The 24,673-nt window shown below is 51.1% G+C and carries 22 protein-coding genes; 10 read left to right on the top strand and 12 right to left on the bottom strand.

Translation table 11 applies throughout. The annotated features are described in order from the left end of the window. Nucleotides 1-13: 13 nt before the first annotated feature. The 5 genes from ssuB to ssuE are packed head-to-tail and all read right to left on the bottom strand — an operon-like array spanning nucleotide 14 to nucleotide 4,384. A complete protein-coding gene (gene ssuB / locus ACOZIO_RS06015) occupies nucleotides 14-796 on the bottom strand; it encodes an aliphatic sulfonates ABC transporter ATP-binding protein (protein WP_129952509.1) in 783 nt (260 codons plus the stop codon). Next, nucleotides 793-1,584: an aliphatic sulfonate ABC transporter permease SsuC gene (gene ssuC / locus ACOZIO_RS06010; RefSeq protein ID WP_129952510.1), complete on the bottom strand. Its 792-nt coding sequence runs from the start codon at nucleotides 1,582-1,584 to the stop codon at nucleotides 793-795. Before ssuC ends, ssuB begins: the two co-directional genes overlap by 4 nt. An 11-nt stretch (nucleotides 1,585-1,595) precedes the next feature. After that, nucleotides 1,596-2,750 (bottom strand): FMNH2-dependent alkanesulfonate monooxygenase, encoded by a 1,155-nt coding sequence (ssuD, locus tag ACOZIO_RS06005; protein WP_129952511.1) that lies wholly within the window; start codon nucleotides 2,748-2,750, stop codon nucleotides 1,596-1,598. Nucleotides 2,751-2,809: 59 nt separating this feature from the next. Further along, nucleotides 2,810-3,784, bottom strand: a complete 975-nt coding sequence (locus tag ACOZIO_RS06000) for a sulfonate ABC transporter substrate-binding protein (RefSeq protein WP_258453624.1) — start codon at nucleotides 3,782-3,784, stop codon at nucleotides 2,810-2,812. A gap of 18 nt (nucleotides 3,785-3,802) precedes the next feature. Continuing rightward, a complete protein-coding gene (gene ssuE / locus ACOZIO_RS05995; RefSeq protein WP_129952513.1) occupies nucleotides 3,803-4,384 on the bottom strand; it encodes an NADPH-dependent FMN reductase in 582 nt (193 codons plus the stop codon). A 315-nt stretch (nucleotides 4,385-4,699) separates the two neighbouring features. Here ssuE and pyrD point away from each other — a divergent pair, with 315 nt between their 5' ends. Beyond that, nucleotides 4,700-5,710, top strand: coding sequence for a quinone-dependent dihydroorotate dehydrogenase (gene pyrD / locus ACOZIO_RS05990; RefSeq protein WP_129952514.1), 1,011 nt, complete (start codon nucleotides 4,700-4,702; stop codon nucleotides 5,708-5,710). Between the two features lie 184 nt (nucleotides 5,711-5,894). Further along, nucleotides 5,895-6,440: a cell division protein ZapC gene (locus tag ACOZIO_RS05985; protein ID WP_129952515.1), complete on the top strand. Its 546-nt coding sequence runs from the start codon at nucleotides 5,895-5,897 to the stop codon at nucleotides 6,438-6,440. A 139-nt stretch (nucleotides 6,441-6,579) separates the two neighbouring features. Here the strand turns inward: ACOZIO_RS05985 and ACOZIO_RS05980 are convergent, their stop codons facing one another. Beyond that, on the bottom strand, nucleotides 6,580-7,683 hold the full coding sequence (locus tag ACOZIO_RS05980; protein WP_129952516.1) for a YcbX family protein: 1,104 nt from the start codon (nucleotides 7,681-7,683) through the stop codon (nucleotides 6,580-6,582). Nucleotides 7,684-7,793: 110 nt separating this feature from the next. Here ACOZIO_RS05980 and rlmKL point away from each other — a divergent pair, with 110 nt between their 5' ends. The 6 genes from rlmKL to rmf all read left to right on the top strand — a co-directional run bounded on the left by rlmKL (nucleotide 7,794) and on the right by rmf (nucleotide 15,825). After that, on the top strand, nucleotides 7,794-9,914 hold the full coding sequence (gene rlmKL, locus ACOZIO_RS05975) for a bifunctional 23S rRNA (guanine(2069)-N(7))-methyltransferase RlmK/23S rRNA (guanine(2445)-N(2))-methyltransferase RlmL (protein WP_129952517.1): 2,121 nt from the start codon (nucleotides 7,794-7,796) through the stop codon (nucleotides 9,912-9,914). Between the two features lie 5 nt (nucleotides 9,915-9,919). Then, nucleotides 9,920-11,824: an ABC transporter ATP-binding protein gene (locus tag ACOZIO_RS05970; RefSeq protein WP_129952518.1), complete on the top strand. Its 1,905-nt coding sequence runs from the start codon at nucleotides 9,920-9,922 to the stop codon at nucleotides 11,822-11,824. Between the two features lie 81 nt (nucleotides 11,825-11,905). Then, nucleotides 11,906-13,177 (top strand): membrane integrity-associated transporter subunit PqiA, encoded by a 1,272-nt coding sequence (pqiA, locus tag ACOZIO_RS05965; protein ID WP_129952519.1) that lies wholly within the window; start codon nucleotides 11,906-11,908, stop codon nucleotides 13,175-13,177. Continuing rightward, complete coding sequence (gene pqiB, locus ACOZIO_RS05960; protein WP_129952520.1) at nucleotides 13,164-14,816, top strand: intermembrane transport protein PqiB; 1,653 nt, start codon at nucleotides 13,164-13,166, stop codon at nucleotides 14,814-14,816. Before pqiA ends, pqiB begins: the two co-directional genes overlap by 14 nt. Beyond that, nucleotides 14,816-15,382 (top strand): membrane integrity-associated transporter subunit PqiC, encoded by a 567-nt coding sequence (gene pqiC / locus ACOZIO_RS05955; RefSeq protein WP_129952521.1) that lies wholly within the window; start codon nucleotides 14,816-14,818, stop codon nucleotides 15,380-15,382. Before pqiB ends, pqiC begins: the two co-directional genes overlap by 1 nt. Before the next feature lie 275 nt (nucleotides 15,383-15,657). Further along, entirely contained in the window at nucleotides 15,658-15,825 is a 168-nt protein-coding gene (rmf, locus tag ACOZIO_RS05950; RefSeq protein WP_013574871.1) for a ribosome modulation factor, read from the top strand. Between the two features lie 149 nt (nucleotides 15,826-15,974). Here rmf and fabA read toward each other — a convergent pair whose 3' ends face one another. Both fabA and ACOZIO_RS05940 read right to left on the bottom strand, forming a co-directional pair. Beyond that, nucleotides 15,975-16,493: a bifunctional 3-hydroxydecanoyl-ACP dehydratase/trans-2-decenoyl-ACP isomerase gene (gene fabA, locus ACOZIO_RS05945; RefSeq protein ID WP_013574872.1), complete on the bottom strand. Its 519-nt coding sequence runs from the start codon at nucleotides 16,491-16,493 to the stop codon at nucleotides 15,975-15,977. Nucleotides 16,494-16,561: 68 nt separating this feature from the next. Further along, complete coding sequence (locus ACOZIO_RS05940) at nucleotides 16,562-18,328, bottom strand: AAA family ATPase (RefSeq protein ID WP_129952522.1); 1,767 nt, start codon at nucleotides 18,326-18,328, stop codon at nucleotides 16,562-16,564. Between the two features lie 210 nt (nucleotides 18,329-18,538). On the opposite strand from ACOZIO_RS05940, the gene matP reads away from it, so the two are divergent. After that, nucleotides 18,539-19,000: a macrodomain Ter protein MatP gene (matP, locus tag ACOZIO_RS05935; RefSeq protein ID WP_129952523.1), complete on the top strand. Its 462-nt coding sequence runs from the start codon at nucleotides 18,539-18,541 to the stop codon at nucleotides 18,998-19,000. 107 nt (nucleotides 19,001-19,107) lie between these two features. Here the strand turns inward: matP and ompA are convergent, their stop codons facing one another. Then, nucleotides 19,108-20,184, bottom strand: a complete 1,077-nt coding sequence (gene ompA, locus ACOZIO_RS05930; protein WP_129952524.1) for a porin OmpA — start codon at nucleotides 20,182-20,184, stop codon at nucleotides 19,108-19,110. A 357-nt stretch (nucleotides 20,185-20,541) separates the two neighbouring features. Next, nucleotides 20,542-21,048, bottom strand: coding sequence for an SOS-induced cell division inhibitor SulA (gene sulA / locus ACOZIO_RS05925; protein WP_421595084.1), 507 nt, complete (start codon nucleotides 21,046-21,048; stop codon nucleotides 20,542-20,544). Between the two features lie 216 nt (nucleotides 21,049-21,264). Here sulA and ACOZIO_RS05920 point away from each other — a divergent pair, with 216 nt between their 5' ends. Beyond that, a complete protein-coding gene (locus ACOZIO_RS05920; protein ID WP_129952526.1) occupies nucleotides 21,265-21,897 on the top strand; it encodes a TfoX/Sxy family protein in 633 nt (210 codons plus the stop codon). A gap of 21 nt (nucleotides 21,898-21,918) precedes the next feature. Here the strand turns inward: ACOZIO_RS05920 and yccS are convergent, their stop codons facing one another. Together yccS and ACOZIO_RS05910 are read right to left on the bottom strand one after the other, a co-directional pair. After that, entirely contained in the window at nucleotides 21,919-24,060 is a 2,142-nt protein-coding gene (gene yccS / locus ACOZIO_RS05915; protein ID WP_421595083.1) for a YccS family putative transporter, read from the bottom strand. Nucleotides 24,061-24,104: 44 nt separating this feature from the next. Then, entirely contained in the window at nucleotides 24,105-24,566 is a 462-nt protein-coding gene (locus ACOZIO_RS05910; protein WP_129952528.1) for a YccF domain-containing protein, read from the bottom strand. Between the last annotated feature and the right edge of the window lie 107 nt (nucleotides 24,567-24,673).

Raw genomic sequence — 24,673 nt, 5'->3', positions numbered from 1 at the left:
CTGAAAGCTGAAATCAGTTCTGCGCGCGTTTCGCTTCCTGAGCCATATTTTGCGCAGTCTGTGGCGTCAGTACGCGTTCCAGCACTTCGGCCTCCAGTTCTGCCAGTCGTGCAGAACCTTTACGGCGCGGACGCGGTAAATCAACCGTTAAATCCATGCCAATCTGCCCCTGATCGATAAGGATCACGCGGTCAGCAACGGTCACGGCTTCGCTGACATCGTGCGTCACCAGCAGCACGGTGAAATCATGTTGCTGCCATAAGCGTTCAATCAGGCTTTGCATTTCGATGCGCGTTAGCGCATCCAGTGCACCCAGCGGTTCATCCAGCAATAACAGCCGGGGACGATGGATAAGTGCACGTGCCAGTGCCACACGTTGTTTCTGTCCGCCGGATAATGCTGACGGCCAGTCGTTGGCGCGATCTGCCAGCCCGACTTCTTCCAGCGCAGCCTGTGCGGCTTCACGCCACGGGCCTTTCAGGCCTAATCCTACGTTATCAATCACCTTCTTCCAGGGCAGCAGGCGGTCATCCTGAAACATCAGACGCGTATCTTCTCGCACCTGACTCAGCGGTGCGCTGGCACTGAGCAATTCGCCTTGCGTGGTTTTCTCCAGTCCGGCCAGCAACCGCAACAGGGTGCTTTTGCCACAGCCGCTGCGCCCGACGACGGCGACAAACTGGCCGGGTGGTATGCGCAGATTGATATCGTTCAGCACGGCGCGGTTGCCGTATTTTTTTGTGATGCCGGACAGTGTCACCGGCGTGCCTTGCGGGATACGAGCGGGGGCATTCATGCGGCATCTCCTTGTTTCTTCTGATAAGCAGGGTGCCAGCGCAGCCAGACACTTTCCAGCAGGCGGGCAAGGACATCGGCCAGTTTGCCAAGAATGGCGTAAAGCACGATGGCGACAACCACGACGTCAGTTTGTAAAAACTCGCGGGCATTCATCGCCAGATAACCAATCCCGGAGTTCGCGGAAATGGTTTCAGCCACAATCAGCGTCAGCCACATAAACCCCAGCGCAAATCGTACGCCAACCATAATTGACGGTAACGCGCCCGGTAATACCACCTGAATAAACAATGGAAAACCGGAAAGCCCGTAGCTGCGCGACATCTCAAGCAGACCACGGTCAATATTGCGGATGCCGTGGTAGGTATTGAGATAAATCGGGAACAGCGTCCCCAGCGCCACCAGGAAAATCTTCGCGGACTCGTCAATGCCGAACCATAGGATCACCAACGGGATCAGCGCCAGATGTGGAATGTTTCGCAGCATTTGCAAAGAGCTGTCGAGCAGGCGCTCACCCCAGCGGGAAAGCCCGGTAATAAAGCCGAGCAGCAACCCGAGGCTGCCACCGATGGCGAAACCAGTCAGTGCGCGAAAGGTACTGATTTTCAGGTTCTGCCAAAGGTCACCGCTTTTGGCCAGCGTCCAGAAAGCTTCCACCACTGCGCTCGGTGCGGGCAGAATGCGGTTGGATAACCAGCCTGCTTCGACAGCCAGCTGCCAGCCACCGATCAAAACCACCGGCACCACCCACGGCGCTGCACGGTTCAGCCAGCGTTGTGTCGTTGTCATTTCTGCTCTCCTCAGTGCTGGCTGGCAGTGCGCTTGGTCGCAAAGTCATGAGCAACCAGTTCGCCACGCGGCAAGATGGCTTTCTTCACGGTACTGTCGTCTTCAGGTTTTGCCAGATCCAGATGCGGGAAAAGCAATTCACTGACGCGATACGCTTCTTCCAGATGCGGATAACCGGAGAAAATAAAGGTATCGATACCCAGATCTGCATATTCCTGCATACGTGCGGCGACTGTCGGCCCATCACCTACCAGCGCCGTTCCTGCTCCGGTACGGACCAGACCGATGCCGGCCCAGAGATTCGGGCTGATTTCCAGTTTGTTGCGGTCGCCGCCGTGCAATGCTGCCATCCGGTGCTGGCCGACGGAATCGGTTTTAGCGAAAGCTGCCTGGGCGCGTTGAATAGTTTCGTCATCCACGTTGGCGATCAGTTTGTCGGCAGCACGCCAGGCTTCTTCGGTAGTTTCACGTACAATTACGTGCAGTCGAATGCCGAAACGCACGGTGCGGCCTTTTGCAGCCGCTTTGGCGCGGACCTGCTCAATTTTTTCTTTCACCAGCGCCGGAGGCTCGCCCCAGGTCAGATACAGTTCAACCTGCTCGGCAGCCAGATCCTGCGCTTCGTCAGAAGACCCGCCGAAATACAGTGGCGGACGAGGGTATTGGACCGGTGGATGCATCAGACTCGCGCCCTTTACCTGAATGTGTTTGCCTTCGTAATCGACGGTTTCGCCTTCCAGAACACGACGCCAGATACGGGTAAATTCCGCTGACGCTTCATAACGTTCCTTATGGTTGAGGTGTAAACCTTCTGCGGCCAGTTCAGCCGGATCACCACCCGTCACCAGATTAAACAGGGCACGCCCCCCTGAAAGCCGGTCGAGCGTCGCGGCCTGACGGGCTGCCAGGGTAGGGGAAATAATGCCCGGGCGCAGTGCGACCAGAAATTTCAGCCGCTGCGTGACGGAGATCAGCGAGGCGGCTACCAGCCATGAATCTTCGCATGAACGGCCGGTCGGTAGCAGCACACCGCCGAAACCTAAGCGATCAGCCGCTTGCGCGATCTGTTGAAGATAACCGTGGTCGACGACGCGGGCTCCTTCTTCAGTGCCTAAATAGCGGCCATCGCCATGGGTAGGTAAAAACCAGAATACGTTCAGACTCATCTTTATGTTCCTCTCAAAGTTTGCGATTCGTTACCGCTCAGCGGCGGCTATATAGCTATTCAGTTAGCTTGTACGGCCGGTTTCCAGATGCGATCTTTAATCTCAACCGGCTTAGGTAAAATGTGGTTCTGATAGAACAAATCGGCGGTTTGTTGCTGGCGTTTCTCTGTTTCGTTGCTGACCGGCGTGATAGGCATATCCGGCAGATGATCCAAATAGGACGCCACTACCTTTTCCGGCAGTCCCATTGACAGGGAAAGCAGTTTGATACTTTGCTCACGGTCGGTTTTGGTCAGCGCATTCGCCTGCGTCAACACCTCCAGAACCTGGCTGATAAACTGAGGATTGGCTTCGGTATATTTTTTCGGTGCCAGATAGAAGGAGCCGGTCTGATGCAGTGTCGAGCCGTCGGTCAGAACACGGACATCACCCTCAACAAGGGCAGCCGAATAGTACGGATCCCAGATGGCCCAGGCATCCACGTCATGTTGCTGGAAGGCGGCGCGCGCATCAGCAGGCGTCAGATACACCGGCTGGATATCGCTGAATTTCAGGCCTGCCTGTTGCAGGGCGCGCAGCAAAAGGTTGTGAGAGCTGGAACCTTTCTGGAAAGCGACTTTATGGCCTTTAAGATCTGCCACGGTTTTGATCGGGCTGTTGCTGTCGACCAGAATGACTTCCGCTTTCGGTTTCGGCGGTTCAGAGCCGATATACAGCAAATCCGCGCCCGCGGCCTGCGCGAACAACGGCGGCAAATCACCGGTACCGCCCAGATCAATACTCCCGACGTTCAGGGCTTCAAGGATTTGGGGGCCGGCAGGAAATTCTACCCAGCTGATTTTGGTGTCCGGGAAACGTTTTTCCAGCAACTGATGAGATTTCGCCAGCACCAGTCCGACAGATCCTTTCTGGTAGGCAATACGCAATTGCGCCGGATCCTTTTCCTGAGCCGTGGCGATACCGCTGAGCAAAAGGCTGGCCAGCAGGCTGATCACAACAGGGAAGCGGCGTAATAAAGAGACAGAAGCAGGCATGATTAAGTCCTTTTTAACTCAGACACGCAGGGCTTGCGCAGAAAGTGATGCAACAGAGGGTTGCTGCGGACGCCGGCGGCTCAGCGCCAGATAGAAATTTTCCAGAGATTCAATCAGACGCTCTTCCAGTGCGGGGGCCAGCGTGGCGGGGAATGTCTGATAGTCAGTAATCAGGCTGTCATCGGCGAAAACGCCCTGCAAAACTTCCTGTGCTTTCAGCGAGGCAAGAACCGGTTTCAATGCGTAATCGACGGCCAGCATATGGCCGATGGATCCGGCGGTGGCCAGCGGCAGCACTACCTTATGATCAAGTGCGCGTTCAGGCAGTAAATCGAGCAGAGTTTTCAGTGCTCCGGAAAAAGAAGCTTTATATACCGGTGTGGCGACGATCAGGCCATCTGCTTGTGCCAGTTCCGCATTCAACTGCTTCAGCTGCGGGCTGCCAAAATTAGCGAACAGCAGATCGTCAGCTGAGAAATCCTGAATATTATAGGTGAAGACTTCAACACCACGACTTGCCAGCCACTGGTGGCTGAGCGCCAGCAGCGAAGAGGAGCGGGAGGGTTGTCGCGGGCTACCGGCCAGGGTGACTACACGCATTTGCTTATTCCTTATAACAATCTGTTATAGAACTATCATTTTTATTAACGAAGTGAGGTAAACCTAGCAGGCAGAGGCGGCGGAGCGGAAATCTCAATTTTGGCTATAGAAAGTTTTAAATCAGATAAAGTGCGTGTTAAGTGCGCTGCGCAGCGATGGCGGGAAAGAGAAGAAAAGTGAAGTAAAGGTAACTAAAAAGTAATCGTTTGCTTAACGGAGCAATTATTTAGCCAATATGCCGGTTATCATTTCCAATTGTCCGGCGCTTAGTCAATAATACCGCCCCGTCTAGCCACCGGGAATCCAGGAGTCTCCATGTATTATCCTCTTGTCAGGAAAGCACTGTTTCAGCTCGATCCAGAGCGAGCCCACGAGTTAACCTTTCGTCAGCTGAGCCGTATTTCCGGCACCCCCTTTGAATTTTTAATCCGCCAGTCAGTGCCGGCCAGGCCCGTGACCTGCATGGGATTATCCTTTAAGAACCCTCTGGGGCTGGCTGCTGGCCTGGATAAAGACGGCGAATGTATTGACGCGCTCGGGGCAATGGGCTTTGGATTTATTGAAGTCGGTACCGTGACTCCGCGTGCGCAGGCCGGAAATGATAAGCCACGTTTATTCCGTATTGTTGAAGCTGAAGGCCTGATTAATCGCATGGGTTTCAATAATCATGGCGTGGATAATCTGGTGAATAACGTCAAAAAATCACACTTTGGCGGCGTCCTGGGGATTAATATTGGCAAGAATAAAGATACACCGGTCGAGCAGGGTAAAGAGGATTATCTGACCTGTATGGAAAAGGTATATCCGTACGCAGGTTATATTGCGGTGAATATTTCATCACCTAACACCCCCGGATTACGCTCACTGCAATACGGTGAAGCGCTGGATGATTTGCTGGCAGCGATTAAGAATAAACAGCTTGAGCTACAGCAACGCCACCAAAAATATGTGCCTGTTGCCGTAAAGATCGCGCCGGATCTTTCTGAGGAAGAACTGATCCAAATAGCTGACAGTTTAGTCCGTCATAATATGGATGGCGTCATTGCGACGAATACCACACTCGATCGTAAACTCATTCAGGGGCTGAATCATTGCGACCAGGTCGGTGGCCTGAGCGGGCGCCCGGTACAACTTCGCAGTACAGAAATCATCCGCATGCTCTCTAATGAATTACAAGGACGCCTGCCTGTTATTGGTGTTGGCGGTATTGATTCATTAACTGCGGCGCGTGAAAAAATGGCGGCAGGCGCTTCCTTAATTCAAATCTATTCCGGCTTTATCTTTAAAGGCCCGGGCCTGATCAAAGATATTGTTACCCATCTCTAATATTTTTTATCCTGAAGACGAGTCAGGGGTTTATTTATTAACCCGGCTCGTCTATATTTTGTCCACTGACCGTAATTCAGGCTCAGGATTTGTCTGATATCGTTTCAGTACTGAAAAATCTATTCTTACAGATTAGGCGGTAATGAACCCAGACAGAAGGCACGAGGGCAAACAGGATGACGAAATGAAGATTAAACCCGATGATAATTGGCGTTGGTATTTTGATACGCAACATGACCGGCTTATGCTGGATCTCGCCAATGGTATGATTTTCCGTTCCCGTTTCCCCGCTAAAATGCTAACCCCTGATGCCTTTGGAAATATGTCATTTTGTGTCGATGATGCGGCGCTCTATTTTGATTTTGAAGAACAGTGCAAACATATTCGTCTCGCGGCTGAACAACGTGCTGAATTAGTGTTGAATGCTTTAGTCGCTTACCGTTTTTTAAAACCGCTGATGCCAAAGAGCTGGCATTTTAGTCAGCAGATGCGTCCTTTCCAGCCCGCTAACGGTCAGCTTGCTCAGGTGCAGGTGATGGAAAGCGGTGAACAGGCCACGTTGCTGGTAGTGGAATCGGGTGATAATGCCAGTCTGTGCCTGCTGGCGCAGGAGCGACTGACGGTGGCAGGGCGTGGCATGGTGCTGGGTGACGCAATCAAAGTGATGCATGACCGGTTAATGCCAGCGGCATTCCGGGTCGACAGTGATGTCTACGATCAGGCAGTATAAATTACCCTTCATATTTCAAGTTGCAGATGCGTTGGCTGCGCACAGTCACCCGAATCACTTACCTGTGTAAGCTCATCGGGATTCCTTCTCTTGCCGTTTTCCTGTCACCCGACCTGTTTTGGGTAATTGCGGAATATTTTTAGCCGAGCACGATATCCGAGGCCGGAATACAGCTGCACGACAATATCGTTCCGTCTTTTCCCACCGCACTCTCTTTCAGCGGCGAGACTTTCCCTGCTTTCAATGTCATTCTGCATGCGCCACAAATTCCGGCACGACAGGAATAGGGGATACGTAATCCTTGTAATTCCAGCTGTTCGAGCAAAATCTGCTGATTATTGCCGGTAAACTGCGTTCCCTGATAATCAATACTGATGTTCTGCGCGGTGGTTTTTGGTGCTTGCACATTTTCAATAACGTCGCCTGCGCTATACGGACGTGGCGGCTTGGTTGCCAGCACCTGAACACTGTCGCCTGTGCGTATCACGCCACCGTTGCGGGCGATCATGTTTTGACCAAAATCCACATCGCCGTCGCTGGCTGTACGGTAGCCCTGCAAGGTTCTCAGGGGTTCGCCACGCGGATGTTTGCGACCTTTTTCGATGCTGACAGTGGTCAGGATACAACGGCTGCATGGTTTCACCAGATCAAAAACAACGTCCCCGATGCGTATCGTCTGCCAGGTGTCTTCGGCATAGGCTGGCGCGTCGCTGACCACGATGTTTGGGCGGAACTGTTCAATCCTGACCCCGCCCGGGCAGCGGTGCTGTAAATCCTGCATCGAGGCTTCATTGATGAGCAAATACGGGAATCCGTCAGCGAACGACAGCGGCACTTCCGGATGTTTTTTCACCCGGCGTGTGGGTTCTTCGCCAACCCAGCGCAACTGTACGTCATGATTTAAATAACCCGTTAACCAGCGATTTACAGGTTCCGGCGCGATGAGTGAGGTAAACTGATTGCCCCAGACTTCTGTCGGCGAACTAACGCCTGCGAAATCTCGAAATTTGACGGTGATACTTTCGCCTTCCGGGGCTGAAATCATCAGACCATCGGGTAATAAAACCGGCGTGAACAGGACCAGATTCGGATACTGGCGGGCTGTAATGAACATGCCTTGCGGATCGGTAATCATGAACTGGCGATCAAACGCCAGACCGGTTGCCGTAACCAGCGAGTGTGAAACCTGCAGGCCACGCATTGACTTGACCGGATGAACAAATAAACGTGAAAGAATGGGCACTGAAGACTGCCTCTCAGCATGTAAAGTCTTATGAACAACCAGAGACTTTATGACAAGAGGCGGGGATTAGCTATAATGCGCAACAATTTTATTTTTGGTGATATGTCGATATGAACTCTTTGTTTGCCAGCACGGCGCGTGGACTGGAAGAACTGTTAAAAAGCGAACTGGAAACGCTGGGTGCGCAAGCCTGCAAAGTTGTGCAGGGAGGGGTGCATTTTGAAGGTGACGATCGCCTGCTATACCGCAGCTTACTTTGGAGCCGTCTGGCTTCGCGCATCCTGTTACCGCTGAACGAATTTAAGGTTCACAGCGATCTGGATCTGTATCTCGGCGTGATGGCGATTGACTGGCCGTCCGTCTTTGGCGTGGAAAAAACCTTCGCCGTGCATTTCAGCGGTCTGAATGACGAAATCCGTAACAGCCAGTACGGCGCATTGAAAGTGAAAGACGCCATCGTCGACAGCTTTACCCGCAAAATGGATGAACGGCCGAATGTGGCGAAACAGCAACCGGATATCCGCGTAAACGTCTTCCTGCAACGTGATACTGCCAGCGTCGCACTGGATCTCAGCGGCGAAGGCCTGCATCAGCGTGGCTACCGTGACCTGACCGGCCAGGCACCGCTGAAAGAAAACCTGGCGGCGGCTATTGTTATGCGTTCCGGCTGGCAGGCAGGTACGCCGATGGTCGATCCGATGTGCGGTTCCGGTACGTTACTGATCGAAGCGGCAATGATCGCTGCCGATCGCGCGCCGGGTTTGCATCGCCAGCACTGGGGGTTTACCGGCTGGAACAAATTTGACGCAGAATTGTGGCGCGAACTGACGGCGGAAGCGCAGGTGCGTACCCGCCGTGCCGTGCAGGAAACGACATCCCGTTTCTTCGGTTCTGATATCGACCGTCGTGTAATCGAAATGGCGCGTGCCAACGCCCGCCGTGCCGGTGTTGCCGAGCTGATTAGCTTCGAAGCGGCAGAAGTCGGGAAACTGGTGAATCCGCTGCCGGAAGGCCCGGCAGGTACTGTAATCAGTAATCCGCCATACGGCGAGCGTCTGGAAAGCGAACCTGCCTTGATTGCGCTGCATAATATGCTTGGCCGCATTATGAAGACTCAGTTCGGTGGCTGGCAGCTGTCGCTGTTCAGTGCGTCACCGGAATTGCTGAGCTGTTTGCAACTGCGTGCTGAACGCCAGTTCAAAGCTAAAAATGGCCCGCTGGAATGTGTGCAGAAAAACTATCAGCTGGCAGAAAACCCGACGGGTGCGGCCGGTACGCAAATGGCGGAAGATTACGCTAACCGCCTGCGTAAGAACGTCAAAAAACTGGAAAAATGGGCCAAACAGCAGGGGATTGAATGTTATCGCCTGTATGACGCTGATTTGCCAGATTACAACGTCGCGGTTGACCGTTACGGCAGCAAAGTTGTGGTGCAGGAGTACGCGCCACCAAAAACCGTCGACGCGCAAAAAGCCCGTCAGCGCTTGTTCGATGTGATAAACGCCACCCTTTCTGTGCTGGATATTTCATCCAGCCAGTTGATCCTGAAAACCCGTGAGCGCCAGAAAGGCACCAGTCAGTATGAAAAACTCGCGCAAAAGGGCGAGTTCCTGCTGGTCGAAGAATTCAACGCTAAACTGTGGGTTAACCTCACGGATTACCTCGATACGGGTTTATTCCTTGATCACCGCATCGCACGTAAAATGTTGGGTGAAATGAGCAAAGGTAAAGATTTCCTTAACCTGTTTGCTTATACCGGCACCGCGAGTGTTCATGCCGGTTTGGGCGGCGCGCGCAGCACAACCACGGTAGATATGTCCCGCACTTATCTGGAATGGGCAGAAAAGAATCTGCGTGCTAACGGTCTGACTGGCCGTCAGCATCGTCTGATCCAGGCGGATTGCCTCTCTTATCTGGGCATGTGTGACGAACAGTTCGATGTGATCTTTATCGATCCACCGACCTTCTCTAACTCGAAACGTATGGCCGACAGTTTTGACGTACAGCGTGATCATCTGGCTCTGATGAAAGATCTGAAACGCATTTTACGTCGCAACGGCACTATTATGTTCTCCAACAACAAGCGCGGTTTCCAGATGGATCTCGAAGGACTGAGTAAACTGGGGCTGAGCGCGAAAGAAATCACCAGCCAAACCCTGTCACAGGATTTTGCCCGTAATCGTCAAATTCATAACTGCTGGCTGCTCTCCCATGCCGGCGAGGAAAAATAAAGTTTATGTCGTTAATTAGTATGTCAGGTGCCTGGCTGTCATTCAGTGACTCGCCGCTGTTGGATAACACCGAATTACACATCGAGCCGAATGAGCGTGTCTGTCTGGTCGGCCGTAACGGCGCCGGTAAATCGACGCTGATGAAAATTCTGAACCGCGAAGTACCGCTTGATGACGGGCGTATCGTGTACGAGCAGGATTTGATTGTGGCGCGTCTGCAACAAGATCCGCCACGCAATGTAGAAGGCACCGTGTTTGATTTCGTCTCAGAAGGCGTATTCGAGCAGGCTGAACATCTGAAGGCGTATCACGCCATTTCGCATCTGGTCGAAACCGACCCGAGCGAAAAGAATATGAATAAACTGGCCCAGGTCATGGAGATCCTTGATCACCAGGGTCTGTGGCAACTGGACAGCCGTATCAACGAAGTGCTGTTGAAACTGGGTCTGGATGCGGATACTGAGCTGAAATCGCTCTCAGGCGGCTGGCTGCGTAAAGCAGCGCTTGGCCGTGCGCTGGTCAGTGCGCCGCATATTTTGTTGCTCGACGAACCCACGAACCACCTGGATATCGAAAGCATTGCGTGGCTGGAAGATTTCCTGAAAGAATTCCAGGGCAGCATTATCTTCATTTCCCATGACCGTTCCTTTATCCGCAATATGGCCACGCGCATTGTCGATCTCGATCGTGGCAAACTGGTGTCTTATCCGGGCAATTATGAAGCCTATCTGCTGGCCAAAGAAGAAGCGTTACGCGTTGAAGAGCTACAGAATGCTGAGTTTGATAAAAAACTGGCGCAGGAAGAAGTGTGGATCCGTCAGGGGATCAAAGCCCGTCGTACCCGCAACGAAGGCCGTGTCCGTGCATTGAAAGCCCTGCGCCGTGAGCGTTCAGAACGCCGCGAAGTGATGGGCACAGCGAAAATGCAGGTGGTCGAAGCCGCAAGTTCCGGCAAGATTGTCTTTGAAATGGAAGACGTTTATTACAGTGTCGCTGGCAAACAACTGGTGAGCAACTTCTCTGCGCAGGTCATGCGCGGTGATAAAATTGCGCTGATTGGCCCGAACGGCTGTGGTAAAACCACATTGCTGAAACTGATGTTAAGTAAGATTCAGGCAGACAGCGGCCGTGTTCACTGTGGCACGAAACTGGAAGTGGCGTATTTCGATCAGCATCGTGCTGAACTTGATCCTGAACGGACCGTGATGGATAACCTGGCTGAAGGTAAGCAGGAAGTGATGGTGAATGGCCGTGCACGCCACGTGCTGGGCTACTTGCAGGACTTCCTGTTCCACCCGAAACGCGCCATGACACCGGTGAAAGCGCTGTCAGGCGGTGAACGTAACCGTCTGCTGCTGGCAAAATTATTCCTGCGCCCAAGTAACCTGTTGATCCTCGATGAACCGACCAACGACCTGGATGTGGAAACCCTCGAGCTCCTGGAAGAGATGATCGACAGCTATCAGGGCACGGTCATGCTGGTGAGCCATGACCGTGAATTCGTGGATAACTCGGCAACAGAATGCTGGATTTATGAAGGCGACGGCGTGATCAACAGCTATGTGGGCGGTTACCATGATGCGCAGCATCAGCGCCGTCACCAGAAGCCAATCCGTCAGGCGGTTGCTACGGAAAATAAACCCGCGGCACAACCTAAGGCAGAACAGGCCAAACGTGTTGCGAATAAGCTCAGCTATAATCAACAACGCGAGCTTGAACAATTGCCTGCGCAAATCAGCACGCTGGAAGAAAGAATTGAAGCGCTGCAACAGAAAATGAGTGATGCGAATTTCTTCACACTTCCTCATGAAGAAACTCAGCAGGTTATCACCGCTTTAGCTGCCGCAGAGCAGGAGTTAGAGCAGGCGTTTGAACGTTGGGAAGCGCTGGAAGCACAGAAGAACGCTTAATACTGCATCATGATGGGCAGCCGGACAAAGGGAAGACCGGCTGCCGATATTCGTTGTCTTTTCGCTGTTGAGGAGCTGATAGTGTGTTCTGACGCCCATGCCCATGGCCCGCACATTTTATGCCCCCAATGCGACATGCTGGTGGCAATACCTGGCCTGAACATCGGGCAAAAAGCGGTGTGTCCCCGTTGCCACACTACGCTGACATCCCGCTGGAATGAGCCCCGCAGACGTCCGGTCGGTTACGCCATCAGTGCATTATTCATGCTTTTGCTGGCCAACCTCTTTCCTTTCGTCAATATGAATGTCGCCGGGCTGAGCAGTGAAGTCACTCTGGTGCAAATCCCCCAGGTTCTGGTTTCAGAAGACTACGCCAGTATGGCCTCGTTATTCATGATCGTGGTGCAACTGCTCCCGGCGATCTGCATGCTGTCAATTATCGTGCTTTGTCAGGGCATTAATATTCCGGTTCATTGGAAAGTCAGTATTGCCCGTACATTGTTCCGGCTGAAAAGCTGGTGCATGGTGGAAATTTTCCTTGCCGGCGTGCTGGTCAGTTTTGTGAAACTCATGGCTTATGGCGACGTCGGCGTGGGCACCAGCTTTTATCCTTACGTCCTGTTTTGCCTTCTGCAATTACGTGCCTTTCAGTGCACTGATCGCCTGTGGATGTGGCAGCATATCGAACCAGCCCCGGCGGTCATTCAGCCAGTGCGCGTTGGCGAAAGCGGGCTGCGTCAGGGGCTGCGATCCTGTCATTGTTGTATGGCGATTTTACCGGTTGATCAGAAAGAATGTGATCGCTGTAAAACCCGTGGATATGCACGGCGTAAAAACAGTCTGCAGTGGACAATGGCACTGCTGGTGACCTCTGTTTTGCTCTATATTCCGGCAAATCTGCTGCCTATCATGATCACTCAGGTACTGGGTAATCCGATGCCGTCTACGATTATGGCCGGTGTGGTGCTCTTATGGAGTGATGGTTCCTATCCCGTGGCGCTGGTGATTTTGATCGCCAGTATTATGGTGCCCACGCTCAAAATGATCGCTATTGCCTGGCTATGCTGGGATGCGAACAGTAATAAAGAGATCGACAGGGAACGATTGCATGTCATTTACGAGGTGGTGGAGTTCGTTGGCCGCTGGTCAATGATCGACGTGTTTGTTATTGCGGTACTGGCGGCGCTGGTGAGAATGGGGCAACTGATGAGTATTTACCCCGATATTGGCGCGCTGCTTTTCGCCAGTGTAGTTATTCTCACCATGTTTGCCGCAACGACATTTGACCCAAGGCTCATTTGGGATCGTGCTGGAATGAAGTCTACAAAGGAGCCACAAGATGGCAGGAAATAACATGGCAGAGCACGACGGAACTGCCAAGGTAGAAAAAATTAAACGCTGGTCGCCGGTGTGGATCGTACCGATCGTCACTGCGCTGATTGGTGCGTGGATCCTGTTTTATCATTACAGCCATCAGGGCCCGGAAGTCACACTGATCACCACCACCGCTGAAGGCATCGAAGGTGGCAAAACTACCATCAAAAGCCGTAACGTTGATGTCGGTAAAGTAGAATCGGTAACGCTGAGCGATGATTTACAACAAGTCATCATTAAAGCGCGGCTGAATACCGGTATGGAAAAAATGCTGCGTGAAGACTCTGTCTTCTGGGTAGTGAAACCGCAGATAGGGCGCGAAGGCATTTCCGGACTGGGCACGTTATTATCCGGCGCTTATATCCAGTTGCAGCCAGGTAACAAAGGTGGAGAAAAAACAGAATATAAACTGGATGATTCACCGCCGCTGGCTTCGCCGGATGCGAAAGGGATCCGCGTGATCCTGGAAAGCGAACGTTCAGGCCAACTGAATCCCGGTGACCCGGTGCTGTTCCGGGGGTTCCAGGTTGGTACAGTGGAAACCAGCCATTTTGATCCGAAAGCACGTAACATTAAATACCAGCTTTTCATCCGTGCGCCTTACGACACACTGGTGACTGACAATGTCCGTTTCTGGAAAGACAGCGGCGTAAACTTTGACATGTCTGCCGCCGGCATGCGTGTCGAAATGGGCTCCCTGACGACCTTATTCAGCGGCGGCGTCAGCTTTGATATTCCAAATGGCTGGACGCAGGGCAATGAAGCCAAAGATGGCGACAATTATAAGCTCTTCGATGATCAAAAAAGCATTCAGGAATCACTGTATACCCGTCACATGGATTACGTGATGTTCTTCTCAGATTCTGTTCGTGGTCTGCAACCCGGTGCACCGGTTGAATTCCGCGGTATTCGTCTGGGGACGGTGGCCGAAGTGCCTTATCCGATGAATGTTCTTAACCAGCAGATGTCGGATGATTACCGTATTCCGGTGCTGATCCGCATTGAGCCAGATCGCTTTGCTCAACTGTTGGGCAGTAATTTCAATATTGAAGATCATATCCGTGACGGTATTGCGCATGGCCTGCGTGGCTCAATGAAATCCGCCAACCTGTTAACGGGGGCGATGTATATCGATCTGGATTTCTATCCGAATGAGAAACCGTGGAAAGGGCCGCTGGAAATCGCCGGGAATAAATTATTGCCGACCGTGAGCGGAGGCTTTGCGCAGATTCAGCAGAAGCTGATGACCACGCTCGATAAGATCAATAATCTGCCAATCGAACCGATGATGCGTGAAGCGACAAGTACGCTGGCGGAAAGTCAGAGAACAATGAAGGCAACGCAAAAAACGATTGAATCTCTGAACGCGATTGTCAGCAGTAAAGAAATGAAAAATCTGCCACAGGATATGCAGCAGACACTTATCCAGCTGAACCGCAGCCTGAAAGGCTTCCAGCCAGGTTCACCGGCGTACGGCAATCTGGTCGGTGATATGCAGAGCCTGGATAAAACTCTGCGTGAGCTGCAACCGGTATTGAAAACGCTGAACCAGAAAAGTAATGCACTGATTTTCGCCGCCCCAGGGCAAGATGATCCTCAGCCGAAGAAGGCCAAATAATGATGAAATGGATACCTGTCGTCTTAGCATTATTCCTGACTGCCTGTAGCAGCAGTGATCAGAAAACTTACTACCAGTTGCCCGTGCTAAACAGCACTGCGACAACCGGCAGCGCGATGTCAACGGGCGCCGTACAACGGCACCTGTGGGTTGAGCGGGTGAGTGTTGCTGATTATCTTGCAGGTTCCGGGCTGGTGTATCAGACCAATGATGTGCAGTACACACTGACCCAGAATAATCTCTGGGCCAGTCCGCTGGATCAACAGCTTCACCAGGCGCTGGTTACCTATTTACGCCGTGACTTGCCGGGCTCGCTGGTTTCCTCACAGGCGGCCAATACCGATGATCAGGATGTACTGAATGTTAATGTGACCGGTTTCCATGGTCGTTACGATGGGATTGTCGTGGTCAGCGGCAGCTGGAGCCTGACACGAGACGGCCAGGTCATTCAGCGTGATTTCGCCCTGAATCTCAGGCAAACCGAAGATGGATATGATGCACTGGTCAGAACGCTGGCAGCGGGGTGGCAGCAAGAAGCGGGCCAGATCGCCGCGCAAATAAGATGACGTTTTTTTAAACTTAATATTTTTTAAGCTAAACGTAAAAAATCCCGGTTTCTGATTTAACAGAGGCCGGGATTTTTTTATGGTGATCAGCCAGATGGGAAACCGACCGGCACGATTAGCTCGCGCGCAATCCAATAATATAGCTCACCAATGTGACATTGGCGTGAATTTTGCGCATTGACCTCCCTACATAATGCAGCTATTTGTTAGATGTGGACGCAGAAGCGGACCACTGTTTTCTTTCCACCTGACCTGAATAATGAGGGATACAAGGCATGAAGAGACAAAAACGCGATCGCCTGGAACGGGCACAATCACGTGGATATCAAGCAGGTATTGGCGGGCGCTCAAAAGAGATTTGTCCGTACCAATCGTTAGATGCCCGATCACATTGGCTCGGGGGTTGGCGACAAGCCATGGAGGACAGGGCTGTTACCGCTTAAGCGGCTCCCCCTGTCAGAATAAGGAATAACCTCCGCTGCGCGCGGAGGTTTTTGTTTCTGCGAAAAATAAAGGTTTTTCATCTTTGCCACAGACGTAAAAAAGGCGAGCCCTGAGGCTCACCCTTTCTTCAGACGTTGTATCGGACTTTTTAGAAAGCCGCAGCGTCTTTGAACAAACCCACTTTGAGGTCAGTTGCGGTATAAATCACAACGCCGTCAACCAGCACTTCACCATCAGCGACGCCCATGATCAGTTTACGGTTGATAACACGTTTGAAATTGAGGCGGTAGGTGACCAGTTTTGCCGTTGGCAGAACCTGACCCGTGAATTTAACTTCACCCACACCCAATGCGCGGCCTTTGCCTTCACCACCGAGCCAGCCCAGATAGAATCCGACCAACTGCCACATGGCGTCCAGGCCCAGACAACCCGGCATTACCGGGTCGCCGATAAAGTGACAACCAAAGAACCACAGATCAGGGTTGATATCTAATTCAGCTTCAACATAGCCTTTGCCATGGGTGCCGCCGTCTTCTTGCATCTTTACGATACGATCCATCATCAGCATATTGCCTGATGGTAATGGAGGGCCGCCAGCACCGAACAGTTCACTGCGGCCAGAAGCTACGAGGTCTTCTTTCGTATAGGAATCGCGTTTATCTACCATGTTCTCTGTAAGCCTTATTTTGATGAAGGGCGAAGTTTAGCGAACAGCTGTAAGCTGAACAACTCCGATCAGCTGCGGTTGAACCAGTTCAACCAGCGAAGAGGCCACGGATAACGCGGGCTGCCTTGCGATGTTACCAGCGCAATACGCTGCTGAATTAATCCCAGCAGACTCGGACGCTCTTCTTCAGCTTCTTCTTCGTTTGTGTAAATCAATCCGGTCAGGATAGGCAGCGCTTCGGCTGCGTTATCAACTGCCCATAAGTGAAACTGGCCTTCGCGAACGGCGTCCAGAACCTGCGGATGCAGACAAAGGTTGCGCACGTTGCTGGTTGGCAGAATGACCCCTTGCTTGCCGGTCAAACCGCGACGCTGACAAACTTCGAAGAAACCTTCGATCTTCTCGTTTACGCCACCAATAGGTTGCACATTCCCAAACTGATCGACTGAGCCCGTGACCGCAATTTGCTGGCTGATCGGCTGCATCGACAACGCACTGATGAGTGCGCACAGTTCAGCAAGGGAAGCGCTGTCGCCGTCCACTTCTCCGTAGGATTGTTCAAAGACAATTGATGCGGAGAAGGGCAGAGGCTGGTCGAGTTCTAACTCGGAAATCAGAAAGGCCTGCATAATCATCATGCCTTTAGCATGCAAATTACCGCCTAACTCGGCTTTACGTTCAACGTCGGTAAATTCACCGTCGCCGGTGTGTACGACACAACTAATTCGGGAAGGTTCACCCAGCGCACGTGGATGCCCAGGATATTCCAGCACTGACAGACCGTTAATCTGTCCGACAACTTCACCTTCTGTTTCAATGCGAATTTGTCCAAGCTCGATTTCATCCTGCATACGTTCCTGCAGATAACTCTCACGCCATGCACGGGCATTGGACGCCGCTTCAAGAGACTTGACGCTCAGCAACTCATCTTCATTATAGAGTGCCGCTTCGCTCAGCTGCGCATTCAGCCATACCGGATCGAGGGTCAGACTGCCCTGATCGGTGCTGTGGCGAATAGCCATCTTCAGAAATTCGGGCCATGCATCGGCGGCCAGACGTGGGATCTCAAGCTCATCGGCCAGTGTATTGATATAACCACACCAGGTTTCCATATCGCTTTCTTCCGTCAGCGGCAGGTCGGCTTCGAATTCACCATAAATAGCAGAATCCACCAACTCAGGCTCCATCTCACTGAGATCGCCAAGCGACAAACGGTCACCAACCAGAATCAGGCGGATATCCAACGGCATCGGAGGAACTGTAACAGGCAAAGGCGTGGTCTCATCCGGTGAGACCCAATGATATTGACCTTCGGTGATCATCTGTTTCAGACGTAACCACATCAGAGGTTGTGCAATGAGGGTACGGATGGAAAGCACCAGCACACCGCCATTGACCTGATGTACTAATCCCGGCTCGAGCTGGATCTGGTCTTTATAAATACGTACGCACCCGAACAGCTGTTCAGGCTCAATCCATTCACGATACAGGCAGGTCGATTTCGCTGCGAATGCATCTTCAGCAGATTTCGCTGCCAGCAGCGTGACCTTATTGCCTTCAATATGATAACGGTTACCCGTGACTTCAGCCGTTTCAGGCATTAAGTCGCTGACTACCTGCGCAATACGTGACAAGTATTCGCGATTTTCCTGCGCCTTGAGCGTCATAAAACGCGGGCGTGAGCGGGGGTGACAAAACAGTGTTAAACCATTTTCCAGCCGAGGCTGAGTTCCTGCGAAATCTACAGGGGCTAACTGGGCAGCCGTTGCAAAGATTGCCTCGTAAGGCGCGGAGTCGGGCAGTAAAAGCTGCCAGTCAAGTCGGTTATTGGTCAATGTGTTAGCTGTTTTCTATAAAAAGGGAAAGTGCGATTATACAAGAATAAATCCGGCTGCATACAATGAGAGTCGTAGCGGAATTGGTCTTAGTGCACATTGCTGTACGGGTGGGCAAAAAACAATCAAAATAAGCGTCTTTATTTGGGGTGAAAATTGAATTAAAGCTGTTATGCTTAGTAAAGTTACGTGGTCACCGAAGAGTTCACGATGAAATATCAGCAACTGGAAAATCTCGAAAGCGGTTGGAAATGGAAGTACCTGGTGAAAAAACACCGCGAAGGTGAGCGGATCACCCGCCATTTGGAAAACAGCGCTGCCCAGGAATCCGTGAATCAACTTCTCAGCCTGGAAAACGAGCCGGTCAAAGTATCCGACTGGATTGTGAATAATATGCACCCGGCTTTGGAAAACCGTCTTAAGCAAACTATCCGTGCCCGCCGTAAGCGGCATTTCAATGCCGAGCATCAGCACACGCGTAAAAAATCCATCGATTTAGAATTTCTCGTCTGGCAGCGTTTAGCGGGACTCGCGCAACGCCGTGGTGCAACACTTTCTGACACTATCATTCAGCTTCTTGAAGATGCTGAGCGTAAAGAGAAATATGCGAATCAGATGTCTTCACTGAAAGAAGATTTAGAACAAATCCTTGGCAAGAAAGATTTCGGATAAATTTGGTTTCGTGCCTCAGTGAGTCATCTGTTTTGCCTGACTGAAGACATAAAAAAACCCCGCCAAAGCGGGGTTTTCAGTATCTGTAGTAAAGCTAAAGAGTGTTATTAAGCCTGTGGCTGAGTAACAGTATCTTTGTAGCCTTTAACTTCGATTTCTACACGACGGTCTGGTGCCAGGCAGTCGATCAGAGCAGCACGGCCTTTAACGGTGTCACAGGTAGAACCAGTAACCGGGTTAGATTTACCCTGGCCTTGTGCAGAGATCTTGTTAGCAGGGATACCTTTAGATACCAGGTAATCTACTACGCTCTGAGCACGTTGCTCAGACAGTTTCTGGTTGTATTGTTCTGAACCGATACGGTCGGTGTAACCCAGAACGATAACAGAACCGTCTTTAGGATCGATGGAGCTCAACTGGCTGTACAGCTGATCCAGAGCCTGTTGGCCTTCTGGTTTCAGAGTCGCTTTGTTGAAGTTGAAGAGAACGTCAGATTTCAGAGTGAATTTCTTAGTCTCTACAACTGGAGCCGGAGCTGGTGCTGGAGCAACAACTGGAGCAGCTGCTTCATCTTGACCGAAACGGTAAGAAACACCAACAGACAGCATTGCGTTATCAGGACGTGCACCAACGGTAGCCGCGTCACCAATGTTGTTAACCCACTGGTAATCCAGACGGGTAGCCCAGTTTTTGGTTACTGCGTATTCAAGGCCTACGGCTGCCAATGGAGAAACACCTGTGTCATGATCACTTACGCGACCATTAGCACCGTTGTTGAAGTTACCATTAGCGTCTGCACGCCAAACCATACCACCCAGACGGGTGTACAGGTCCAGATCGTCAGTCAGCGGGTAGCTCAGTTTAGCAGCCAGCTGAACGCCTTGTGCTTTGAACGCGCCGTTATTTACGCTGCCTTTGTAAGGCATACGGCCAAGCCAGTCATATCCCATTTCAAAGCCCAGGTATTGGTTTGCTTGGTAACCCAAGAACGCACCTGCACCCAGTTGGCTATCGTGGGTAGGGCCGTTGCCGATACCGTTGTAAGCATTTGCGAAACCAGTGTCATGGTATTGGGACCAGCCCAATTTACCACCGGTATACCAGGTGTTATCTTTAGGGGCGGCTTGCGCTACGGTAGCGAAACCTGCCAGTGCCACTGCTAATGCGATAGCTGTCTTTTTCATTTTGCGCCTCGTTATCATCCAAATAGGCAATTGAGCTTTAAGCTTTTTAAGCCCTTGGTTAAAATCCTTACGCCAAGATTATTGCTTCATTTCAGAACTTGCCACTTTACGTTGGCATTATCGAGCAACCTTGGCGTTGTAAAGTCTACAACGTGGCGCGAAACTTACAAGCTTGATGTGTTAACACCGTGGAAAAAAAGGGAAAAACGGACATATTTCTTAACGGCTTTGGCAATTTACTGACAAATTCTGGCAATTATCTGCATTCTGGAAGCCCGTTTTTACTGGCTTGCCGCCATTATTCAGCACAAATCACTAAGTTCCGCATTATTTTCATAGGAAGATTCCTATTTTGAACTAATGGTATACGGAAGAGTGAATTTTTACTGTCGAATGATGTCCACAAGGTGAATTCTGCTCATTTGTGGGTTTCATTATGAAGCCATAAGCCCCTCCCTGACGGGCTGCAATTTGCAACCTTTCCCTCTCAGCATCATTCAAATCCGGAAGCCATCCCAACACGACACTGTAGTTTCCCGTCTGCAATGCTTTCTCCATCGCATCTACCGTCGACATTGCCGTAATTTGATTGACTTGCACCATTTTATCCACCGGCAGGCCAGACTGCGTTAACCAATGGCGGCTCAGTTTTTGCTGAGGTGTGAGCCATAACAACCAGCGGGACTGCATACCTAAGTGTTGCAGTAAGGGCAGCAGTAACTGTGCAAAAGCTGGTTGGCTCGCACTATAGACGAACTCAGTGATCAGACCATTATTCAGAGATGCAGACGTATTTACCTGTGACAGAGTGACGGGCAAAGCAAGCTGACTAAAATGATGATTTGTACGGTGTTGAGTTCGCATAAGGATGTATCCCAGTGAGTTACTGTATGCATGTACAGTACTCTGGCGGTGAGCAAAGATCAACCCAATTTTTCCAAGATATCTCGCAAATTTTGAAGGCAACGGGCTGTAACGACATTTTATGTTTGTTGCGGTACATAAGATTGCGTATTTTGCTTTTAGCTGTTTTGGTAACTCAAAATGGAAGCAAGGAATTAACGTGAAAAGGATAACGCAATGATAAACAAATCAAAAAAAAGAGTGATTGAGTGTCTGGAAATTTTTGCCCCGTTGGGCAATATTCGTTCCCGCACCCAGTTTGGAGGGATGAGCTTGTCCGCTGACCGCGTCATGTTCGCCCTTGTCTCTGATGGTGAACTCTATCTGCGAGCGACCGGCGAAACTGAAGTGCATTTTTGCCGCAAGAAGATGGAGAGGCTGATCTACCGCAAGCGGGGCATGGATGTGCAGCTGCGTTATTTCAAAGTGAATGCCCGGCAATGGAGTGACCCTCAGGCGCTATGCGAGCTGGGCAGATTATCGTTGCAAGGCATGCTGCGGGATATCGAGTTGAAAAAAAACAGCGAAGCCGCCCGCCTGAAAGATTTACCCAATCTCTCGCTGGCGCTGGAAAGGATGCTCTGGCAAGTCGGCATTGAAAACTCGGGGGATTTACGGTTACAGGGGGCCTGCCATACCTATCTCAAACTGTGTGCCATTAAAAAAAAGAATCTCGGGATTAACTTACTGATGGCATTGGAAGGGGCAATTTTGGGCTTTCATGAAGCCGCCTTGCCGATGGCATCCAGGGAGTTATTAACTCACTGGTTTAACCATCACCAAGAGCAGCTATCAAGGGCGATTCACTAAATTTGCTTACGTTGTCTGCAGCTAGAGCTGATTCTGTACCGGCAGGATTTTAGTATTAAGACTGGTGAGTTCAGGCAAATGAGCCACCAGTAATCCAATTTGCTGAAGCACGAGTTGCTCTTTACTGTCGATATCAGTGGTTCGTAACTGAATACGTGCAGTCAGTTGTCCGAGCGCATTTTGAATGCGTTCTGCTTCAGAAGGCAGATGATGCAAGGCTCCGTCAACACAGCATACTGCATCATCCAGCAACCTCAGGGTTTCCGCATCATTGAGTTTCTCGCGATGGGCCCCTAGCGCTGAAATGTAACTTAGCATCGTATGATTAAGACATAACAGGCGAAACGCCGCTTCGAGGGTCGCCGGATCGTTATTCCTCTCAGAACTCATATTCGAGACAACAGATGCCAGTTCGGCATCGCAATTATGCGCATCACGACGAGCCAGACGGTAGTCGAGACTGTTGTCTTTCCCCTGATGGTATTGCACCAGAATGGCATCAAGGTAACGGCAGTTAGCATCGAACGTTTTGCTGACCACCTTATCCAGTTGTCTGAATTTCCAGTCGGGCCATATAAAGGTCACTGCCGCCCAGGCGATACCGCAACCAATCAATGTATCGATAATTCGCGGGATAGCGATTTCAAATCCTTCGCCCAGCAAATTAAAGCATAACAACACCAAAAGGGTGATGAACATCGTGGCCTGCGCGTACTGCACTGTGCGGAACGCAAAGAACAATAATCCGCTGATGACGATCAGAATCATTTGCCCGTCAACGGAGGGAACGAAATAGAGGATAGGGATCCCGAGTGCAATGCCGGCCAGCGTGCCGATTATTCTCAGCGCTAATCTCCGGCGGGTCGCACTGTAGTTTGGCTGACAGACAAAAAGGCTGGTGAGCAAAATCCAATAGCCGTGATTTAAGCCGCTGACCTGAATGAAAACATATCCCACAAAGAGCACCACAGACATACGGATTGCATGGCGGAATAACACTGACTGCGGTGTGAAATGGCGGGAAATGCGTAGCCAGATATCGTCAAGGCCCGTCAGACGGTCTTCCGCAAACGGGCTTTTACCGGTCTGGTTTTCAGGCAGAGACTGCTCCGATTCGATATTTGCCAGTTGCGCGTCAATTGCATGCAGATTACGTAAAAGATGGCGCAGCGCCTGCAACGTCTCACGGTGTTCGTTGTGAGACTCCAGACGTTTGAGTGCTTCTTCCAGCCGTGAAAACGCCCGTTCAAACTGGCTGTTATGGATATATTGCTGGCGATAAAGAATACATTGCGACAGTTGTAAACAGGCCCGTGCCTGCATGCTCATCAGGCGCTGAAAGCGGAACAGAATATCACTGTGATGGAATTGTTCACTGAGCTTGAGGTATTGCACGTGAGACGAACTGGCACGCTCATGAATATCCTGAACCACGAAATAATAATGTAATGTCCGGCGCGTTCCTTTCTGCCCGCGATCACCCTTCAGCCGGGTCTGTAGCGTATTTTTCGTTTGATTTAGTGTGGAGACCAGCTGACCGTTGGCCATAGCCAGCTCAACAAGTTGCTGGTTGTTATCTTCCTGATCGGGATCAAACAGAGTGGCTTTGGCTTCAAGATAAGCCGCCAGTTGCGTGAAACAACGCGAAATCTGATCCTGTAACGGGCGGATGGGGAAAATAATATGGCCAGCCAGCGTCAGCAGGTTATACCAGATGGCACCTGCAAGCAGGATCAGCGGTTGCTGATACCAAATATGATACATGCTGGTACCGAGCATCGTATAAATGGCGATCAGTAACGCGCCGAAGGCAATGGTGGCATACCGCTGACCCAGTGCGCCCAGCAGGATGAATCCACAGGTTGAAATCATCAACCCTGGTGCAAAAAGCCATGGATAAGGGAAAAGTAATTCTATTGATGCTGAGGCAATGAAAAAACAGATAAGGGTAATCAGCAAATTGCGCAGACGGCCGGCGAGACGATCATCAAGGTCGGCAAGAGCCGCTGCAACCACGCCGAGTGTCAGGGGAATTGTCAGCGTGATCTGACCCAACCACCACGGCAATGCTGCAGCGCCAGTCAACGCAATGAAAATCCTGATGTGATAAAGAACATTGCTGTTATAGGCATAACGCCGTAAACCCGGTGCAATAGAAAGCACGAAAAAACCCCACCTTAAAATTCAAAAATGATGAAACATCACAATCAGCGGATGCGTCCGTTTTCTCTCAGACGGCTTGCATTCGCTTCACGAACCTGTTTTGCCAGTTCGACGGAAACGACCCGGCGTCCTACCGGCCAGAGTGCAATGGCAGCGATTTTAAAGTTTGCAATGCCCACCGGAATACCAATTATGCTGATACATTGCGCAATACCGACAACGATATGCGACACGCATAACCACCAGCCGAAAAATATAAACCAGAAGATATTCAACAGGGTACCCCCGCCGGACAGCAACACGTTACGTTTTTCCGGATACAGTTCATCGACATGCACGGCTTCATTGCCAAAGGGCAGCAATGAAAGACGGGTGATTTCCCAGCAAGATCGGGTCAGTGGCAGGGTAAAAATCAGCACAATACTGACCAGCGTAGCAAGCAGCCATGAAAGCGTGGTGAAAAAACCACCTAAAAAAAAGTTAAGAATATTGAGCACAGTACGCATGGCAACTCTTCCCGCAGAAATTAAAAAACTGATAAATTTCATGTTCACTTAATGTAAACACACCTCTTATTCTACTCTGTTTTGCAGTGTGGATCGCCTGCGCTTAT

It is taken from the genome of Rahnella sp. PD4 (assembly GCF_049199325.1).
GTDB lineage: Bacteria > Pseudomonadota > Gammaproteobacteria > Enterobacterales > Enterobacteriaceae > Rahnella > Rahnella perminowiae.
The sequence above is the reverse complement of the archived record's forward strand: the minus strand, read 5'-3'. Positions and strand labels throughout refer to the sequence as shown.

Bases quoted from the DNA above. Each gene is read 5' to 3' on its own strand.
- ssuD (WP_129952511.1), bottom strand. From the start codon at position 2,750: ATGAGTCTGAACGTATTCTGGTTTTTACCTACCCATGGCGATGGCCGC.
- ACOZIO_RS06000 (WP_258453624.1), bottom strand. From the start codon at position 3,784: ATGCCTGCTTCTGTCTCTTTATTACGCCGCTTCCCTGTTGTGATCAGC.
- ACOZIO_RS05920 (WP_129952526.1), top strand. From the start codon at position 21,265: ATGATAAACAAATCAAAAAAAAGAGTGATTGAGTGTCTGGAAATTTTT.
- rmf (WP_013574871.1), top strand. From the start codon at position 15,658: ATGAAGAGACAAAAACGCGATCGCCTGGAACGGGCACAATCACGTGGA.
- ompA (WP_129952524.1), bottom strand. From the start codon at position 20,184: ATGAAAAAGACAGCTATCGCATTAGCAGTGGCACTGGCAGGTTTCGCT.
- sulA (WP_421595084.1), bottom strand. From the start codon at position 21,048: ATGCGAACTCAACACCGTACAAATCATCATTTTAGTCAGCTTGCTTTG.
- fabA (WP_013574872.1), bottom strand. From the start codon at position 16,493: ATGGTAGATAAACGCGATTCCTATACGAAAGAAGACCTCGTAGCTTCT.
- pqiC (WP_129952521.1), top strand. From the start codon at position 14,816: ATGATGAAATGGATACCTGTCGTCTTAGCATTATTCCTGACTGCCTGT.
- ACOZIO_RS05985 (WP_129952515.1), top strand. From the start codon at position 5,895: ATGAAGATTAAACCCGATGATAATTGGCGTTGGTATTTTGATACGCAA.
- ACOZIO_RS05910 (WP_129952528.1), bottom strand. From the start codon at position 24,566: ATGCGTACTGTGCTCAATATTCTTAACTTTTTTTTAGGTGGTTTTTTC.
- ACOZIO_RS05970 (WP_129952518.1), top strand. From the start codon at position 9,920: ATGTCGTTAATTAGTATGTCAGGTGCCTGGCTGTCATTCAGTGACTCG.
- matP (WP_129952523.1), top strand. From the start codon at position 18,539: ATGAAATATCAGCAACTGGAAAATCTCGAAAGCGGTTGGAAATGGAAG.
- ssuE (WP_129952513.1), bottom strand. From the start codon at position 4,384: ATGCGTGTAGTCACCCTGGCCGGTAGCCCGCGACAACCCTCCCGCTCC.
- ssuC (WP_129952510.1), bottom strand. From the start codon at position 1,584: ATGACAACGACACAACGCTGGCTGAACCGTGCAGCGCCGTGGGTGGTG.
- pyrD (WP_129952514.1), top strand. From the start codon at position 4,700: ATGTATTATCCTCTTGTCAGGAAAGCACTGTTTCAGCTCGATCCAGAG.
- rlmKL (WP_129952517.1), top strand. From the start codon at position 7,794: ATGAACTCTTTGTTTGCCAGCACGGCGCGTGGACTGGAAGAACTGTTA.
- pqiB (WP_129952520.1), top strand. From the start codon at position 13,164: ATGGCAGGAAATAACATGGCAGAGCACGACGGAACTGCCAAGGTAGAA.
- ssuB (WP_129952509.1), bottom strand. From the start codon at position 796: ATGAATGCCCCCGCTCGTATCCCGCAAGGCACGCCGGTGACACTGTCC.